This is a genomic window from Stenotrophomonas sp. PD6 (genome assembly GCF_049199305.1).
In the GTDB taxonomy this organism is placed as follows: Bacteria; Pseudomonadota; Gammaproteobacteria; order Xanthomonadales; family Xanthomonadaceae; genus Stenotrophomonas.
The window spans coordinates 44,561-49,379 of the sequence record NZ_JBLZQD010000020.1; the positions used below are offsets into that span (position 1 = coordinate 44,561).

Genomic DNA, 4,819 nt, shown 5'->3' on the forward strand with positions numbered 1-4,819 from the left:
GTGTGGGGGTACGGGACCGTAGAGCGCCATGGATGGCGTGAACGAGCCCCCATGGATGGGTTTACGGCGTGTCCCGTACCCCCGCACCCCCCGGCCCTGTGCAGGCGGCTTGGCCGGCGAAGGCGTTTGCTTCTCCGCCTTCAACGCAAGACCGAAAAAAGGGACGCCCTTGGCGTCCCTTCTTCAACCGCATACCGTTACCGGTGGCGTCAGATCGCCTTGGCGAGATCCGCCGCCAGGCCTACGTAGCCGCCCGGGGTGAGGGTGCGCAGGCCCTGCTTGGCGTCTTCCGGCAGGTCCAGGGACTCCACGAACGCCTTCATCGACTCGGCGGTGATGCCCTGGCCGCGGGTCAGGGCCTTGAGCTGTTCGTACGGGTTGGGCAGGCCATAGCGGCGCATCACCGTCTGTACCGCTTCGGCCAGCACTTCCCACGCCGCGTCCAGATCGCCATCCAGGCGCTCCGGGTTGACCGTCAGCTTGCCCAGGCCCTTGGCCAGCGAGTCCAGCGCCACCTGGCTGTGGCCGAAGGCCGTGCCCAGCGCGCGCAGCACCGTCGAATCGGTCAGGTCGCGCTGCCAGCGGCTGATCGGCAGCTTCGCGCTGAAGTGCTCGAACAGCGCGTTGGCGATGCCGAAGTTGCCTTCGGCATTCTCGAAATCGATCGGGTTGACCTTATGCGGCATCGTCGAGGAGCCGACTTCGCCTTCCTTGAGCTTCTGCTTGAAGTAGCCCAGCGAGATGTAGCCCCAGATGTCGCGGGCCAGATCGATCAGGATGATGTTGGCGCGGCGCGCCGCGTCACCGATCTCGGCGATGTTGTCGTGCGGCTCGATCTGCGTCGTGTACGGATTGAACACCAGGCCCAGGCTCTCCACGAAGCGCTTGGCGAAGGCCGGCCAGTCCACGGCGGGGTAGGCGATCGCGTGGGCGTTGTAGTTGCCCACCGCGCCGTTGATCTTGCCGGTGAGTTCGACTGCGGCGATCTGGCGGCGCTGGCGCTCCAGGCGGGCCACCACATTGGCCACTTCCTTGCCCAGCGTGGTGGGCGAGGCGGTCTGGCCGTGCGTGCGCGACAGCATCGGCTGTTCGGCCTGGGCGTGGGCTAGCGTGCGCAGGCTGGCGGCGATGCCGTCCAGCGAGGGCAGCAGCACCTCACGGCGGGCCTGCTCCAGCATCAGCCCGTAGCTGAGGTTGTTGATGTCTTCGCTGGTGCAGGCGAAATGCACGAACTCCAGCGCCGGCGCCAGCTCCGCATCGTCCTTCAGTTGTTCCTTGATGAAGTACTCCACCGCCTTCACGTCGTGATTGGTGGTGCGTTCGATCTCCTTCACCCGCGCCGCGTGGGCCGGGGAGAAACCGTCGGCCAGCGCGCGCAGGCGGGCCACGGCGGACGGTGCGAACGGGGCCAGCTCGGCGATGCCGGGCTCGTCGGCCAGGGCCAGCAGCCACTCCACTTCGACCTTCACGCGGGCCTTGATCAGGCCGTACTCGGAGAAGATCGGGCGCAGGGCGTCGACCTTGCCGGCATAGCGGCCATCAAGCGGGGACAGGGCGAGCAGGGTGAATTCGGACATGGCGGGCGCAGGCAATGACGGCGGGGGCCGCCATTCTACGCTGCCCCGGGGTCCTCGTCGGCCTCCTCGGGGGCCAGCCGCACCGTCACCGCCTGGATGCGGTGGCCGGCCATGCGTTTGACGGTGAACAGGTGGCCGTCGATGCGCACCTCCTCACCCTCCTCAGGCAGCCGCTGCAGCTGGTGCACGATCAGCCCGCCCACCGAGTTCAGGTGCTCCGGCGCCGCCAGGTCATGGCCCAGCAGGCGCTCCAGCCGGAAGATCGAGGTGGAGCCGGCCACCAGCAGGCTGCCGTCGGCGCCCCGGGTGGGCGCGTCCTTGACCACGTGCGGGTGTTCGTCCTCGATGTCGCCCACCACCACTTCCAGCAGGTCTTCCAGGGTGAAGTAGCCCAGGATGCGGCCATGTTCCTCCACGCACAGGGCCATGTGCGTGGTGCCGGTGCGGAAGCGTTCGAGCACGGCCGTGACCGGGGTTTCCAGTGCGATCAGGTTGGCCGGGCGAAGCAGGGCGCGCAGGTCGTCGGTGGGGTTGCCACGGGCGATCTCCACCAGCAGGTCCTTCATGTGCAGGATGCCCAGCACTTCCTCGCCCTCGCGGTCGAACCACGGGTAGCGGCTGTAGCGGCTCTCGGCGAATTCGGCCATGACCTCGGCCAGGCCCATGCCCTGGCGGAACACGCGCATGTGCTCGCGCGGGCGCATCAGGTCGCCGGCCACCAGTTCGGGCAGTTCCAGCGCGTGGCTCATCAGGGTCAGGTTCTGGTCCGGGGCACCGGCGCCGGGCTGCTGGCGCGCGACGATGAGCTTGAGTTCCTCACGCGAGTAGCGGTGCGAGGTGTGCTCGACATCGCCCCAGCCGGCCAGCCGCAGCAGCGCGTTGGCGCTCTGGTTGAGCAGCCAGATGGCGGGGAACATGGCCCAGTAGAACAGGTAGAGCGGGGCGGCGGTCCACAGCGACATGGCCTCCGGGCGGCGGATCGCCATCGATTTCGGCGCCAGCTCGCCCAGCACGATGTGCAGGAACGAGATCAGGCTGAAGGCGATGATGAAGGCGGTGAGGCGGGCCGCTTCGGGGCCCATGCCGAGCGTGTCGAACAGCGGCTGCAGCAGGTGGGCGAAGGCCGGCTCGCCCACCCAGCCCAGGCCCAGCGAGGACAGGGTGATGCCAAGCTGGCAGGCCGACAGGTAGGCGTCCAGGTGCGAATGCACGTTGAGCAGCAGCCGGCCGCGCCAGCCGTGATTGGCCGCCAGGCCAACGGCCTGGGTATGGCGCAGTTTGACCAGGGCGAACTCGGCGGCCACGAAGAAGCCGTTGAGCAGCACCAGGAACAGGGCCAGCAGCAGGAGCAGCAGGTTGCCGACGATCATGGCCGGCCCCGGCGCAGCGCGCTGCAGGTGACGGCGGTGAAGATAACGGTGGGCCACAACCGTGGGTCGTGGCGCGAACTACAGTGGGGGTCGTCGCCCATGGAGAGAGGTGATGCCTGAATGAACACGAATTCCGAGTCTAGCCGATGCGGGCTGCGGTTGGGTTTCATTCCCGCTTGGGAGTATCGTGACCGCAGCCGCCAGCCAGGGAATGAAGGCCCGTTGCAAGCCGCCGTTCCCTTTCCCAACTGAAAGAATCGCGGAGTGATGCAATGAGCAAGGGTTTCAGGACCGAGCACGACAGCATGGGCGAACTGCAGGTACCTGCAGAGGCGCTGTGGGGCGCGCAGACGCAGCGCGCGGTGGACAATTTCCCGGTGTCGGGCCAGCGCATGCCGCGCGGCTTCATCCGCGCGCTGGGCCTGGTGAAAGGCGCCGCCGCGGCGGTGAACGCCGAGCTGGGCCACCTGCCGAAGAACGTGGCCAAGGCCATCGAATCCGCGGCGGACGAGGTGGCCGAGGGCCGCCACGACGCGCATTTCCCGATCGATGTGTACCAGACCGGTTCGGGCACGTCGTCGAACATGAATGCCAACGAGGTGATTGCCACGCTGGCCAACCGTGCGGGCAAGACCGGCAAGACGACGGTGCACCCGAACGATCACGTCAATCAGGGGCAGAGCTCCAATGACGTGATTCCCACGGCGTTGCGGGTGTCGGCGCTGCTGGGCGTGCAGGAGCAGTTGCTGCCGGCGCTGGTGCATCTGCGCAAGACGATCGACAAGCGCGGCCGTGCGTTGCGCAAGGTGGTGAAGACCGGCCGCACGCACCTGATGGATGCGATGCCGCTGACGTTCGAGCAGGAATTCGGTGCATGGTCGGCGCAGTTGTCGTCGGCGCAGGAGCGGCTGGAAGACAGCTTGAAGCGGCTGCGTCGGCTGCCGCTGGGCGGCACGGCGATCGGCACGGGCATCAATGCGGACCCGCGCTTCGGCGAGCGGGTGGCCAAGCGCCTGAAGCAGCAGACCGGGGTACGTTTCGACAGTGCGGACAACAAGTTCGAGGGTCTGGCGGCGCAGGACGATGCGGTGGAGCTGTCCGGCCAGCTCAATGCGCTGGCGGTGGCGCTGATCAAGATCGCGAACGATCTGCGCTGGATGAACGCCGGTCCGCTGGCAGGCTTGGGCGAGATCGAGCTGCCGGCGTTGCAGCCGGGCAGTTCGATCATGCCGGGCAAGGTCAATCCGGTGATTCCGGAGGCGACGGTGATGGTGTGCGCGCAGGTGATCGGTCACCACACGGCGATCACGGTGGCGGGCCAGACGGGCAATTTCCAGTTGAATGTGACGCTGCCGCTGATCGCGGCGAACCTGCTGGACGGGATCGGTCTGTTGTCGAACATTTCGCGGCTGCTGGCCGACACGGCGATCGCCGGGCTGAAGGTGCGCGAAGACCGCGTGCGCGAGGCGCTGGCGCGCAATCCGATTCTGGTGACGGCGTTGAACCCGATCATCGGGTACGAAAAAGCGGCGGCTATCGCGAAACGCGCCTACAAGGAACAGCGCCCGGTGCTGGACGTGGCAAAGGAAGACAGCGGGCTGAGCGAAGCCGAGTTGCGTCGCCTGCTCGATCCGGCGGCGCTGACCGCAGGCGGGATCCACGCGGGAGGCGGTGGCGGGGGCGGCTGACGCCCACCCGGTGCGTACCGACCGTTGGTCGGTACGCACCAAAGGACAAGGCCAAAGCCAAAGCAGCGTTTCCGTTGTTACGGGCTGGGGCGGCCGGCGGGCAGCCCCGCTCCGGGACACGCCGCAAGTACGTCCTTGTAGGCTGCTCCAAAACATCCATGTTTTGGAGCGTCCCTCCGGGGGC

At 67.4% G+C, this 4,819-nt stretch carries 3 protein-coding genes; 1 reads left to right on the plus strand and 2 read right to left on the minus strand.

Annotation, left to right across the window (positions count from 1 at the left end; all coding sequences use genetic code 11):
* Positions 1-209: 209 nt before the first annotated feature.
* The gene (purB, locus tag ACOZHM_RS19325) at positions 210-1,577 is read right to left on the minus strand and encodes an adenylosuccinate lyase (protein WP_421570931.1); all 1,368 of its coding nucleotides are present in this window, start codon (positions 1,575-1,577) and stop codon (positions 210-212) included.
* 35 nt (positions 1,578-1,612) lie between these two features.
* Positions 1,613-2,947, minus strand: a complete 1,335-nt coding sequence (locus ACOZHM_RS19330) for a hemolysin family protein (protein ID WP_421570932.1) — start codon at positions 2,945-2,947, stop codon at positions 1,613-1,615.
* Between the two features lie 272 nt (positions 2,948-3,219).
* Here ACOZHM_RS19330 and ACOZHM_RS19335 point away from each other — a divergent pair, with 272 nt between their 5' ends.
* Complete coding sequence (locus ACOZHM_RS19335; protein ID WP_421570933.1) at positions 3,220-4,635, plus strand: class II fumarate hydratase; 1,416 nt, start codon at positions 3,220-3,222, stop codon at positions 4,633-4,635.
* Positions 4,636-4,819 lie beyond the last annotated feature (184 nt).